At 68.5% G+C, this 1,285-nt stretch carries 2 protein-coding genes; both read left to right on the top strand.

Features of this window, described 5'->3' with window-relative positions; genetic code table 11:
- Nucleotides 1–915 (top strand): type VI secretion system baseplate subunit TssK (tssK, locus tag AC1DYN_RS32605; RefSeq protein WP_477966959.1); only part of this gene is annotated, 915 nt, incomplete at its 5' end.
- The coding region (locus AC1DYN_RS32610) for a DotU family type IV/VI secretion system protein (RefSeq protein WP_477966961.1) at nt 912–1,285 on the top strand (374 nt) is incomplete at its 3' end. The genes tssK and AC1DYN_RS32610, both read left to right, overlap by 4 nt.

Genomic DNA, 1,285 nt, shown 5'->3' on the forward strand with positions numbered 1-1,285 from the left:
CTGCGCAAGACGCTGCGGCTGGTGGCCGACGGCGACGCCCTTGAACCCTACGAAAGCTTTCCGCTGCTGCGCCTGCGCCGCGTGGCCACCGGCGGCTTCGAGCCCGATCCCGGCTTCATTCCACCGAGCCTGTCGATCGACGCGGTGGCAGGCCCGGGCCTGGGCCTGCACGGCGCGCTGGCGCGGCTGATGGAAAAGCTGCTGGCCAAGGTGACCGCGCTGTATGGCGACCTGCGCGAACCGAGCCGCAACGTGGTCGAGATCCGCGGCGGCGACGTGTCGGCGTTCTGGCTGCTGCACACGGCCAGCGCCGGCTATGCGGCGCTGGCCCATTACCTGCACCACCGCGAGCTGCATCCCGAGCGCCTGTACGGCGCACTGCTGCACCTGGCCGGCGGCCTGATGACCTATTCGCGCAGCTACCGGCTGGACGACCTGCCCGCGTATGTCCACGCCGATCCCGGGCCGCCGTTCGCGCGCCTGGACGGCATCATCCGCGATCTCCTCGACACCGTGATCTCGTCGCGCTACTTCACCATCGCGCTGCACCACGACCGCCCGTCGTACTACCACGGCGCGCTCGATTCGGGCCGCATCACCCCCCAGACCACGCTATACCTTGCCGTGGCCGCCGACATGCCGGCGCTGCGCCTGGTCGAAACGGTGCCGCTGCAATTCAAGGTCGGCGCGCCCGAAGACGTCGACCGCTGCGTGCTGTCTGCGCTGYCGGGCGTCAGGCTGCTGCATGCGCCGCAGGTACCGAGCGCGATTCCCGTGCGGCCCGACATGGTCTACTTCGTCCTCGATGTGCGCGGGGCGCTGTACGAGGCCATGCTCAAGTCGCAGGCGATGTCGGTGTACGTCCCCAACGGGCTGCGCGAACTGCGGCTCGAACTGATCGCGGTGTCGGCATGAGCGCGTTCATCGAGCGCCGCGCTGCGCCCAAAGGCGAAACGGGCGAGCGCGCCATCCGCACGCAACGCCTCAGCGACATCATGTACGAGGGGTTCTATGCGCTGTTCCTGCTCAAGACCGGGTGCGGGCCGCAGGACAAGGTCGCGTTTGCCGACAACATGACGAGCTTTCTGATGGACGTCGACCGCAACGCCAAGGCGCTCGGGATCGCGGCCGACGATATCCTCGCCGCCAAGTACGCATTCTGCTCGGCGGTCGACGAAATCATCCTGCGCTCGACCTTCGACGTGCGCGACGCGTGGGAGACCCGGCCCCTCCAGCTGCGGGTGTTCGGCGACCAGCTCGCGGGCGAGCATTTCTTCCACCGGCT

This window comes from Rhizobacter sp. P2_D12 (assembly GCF_056404395.1).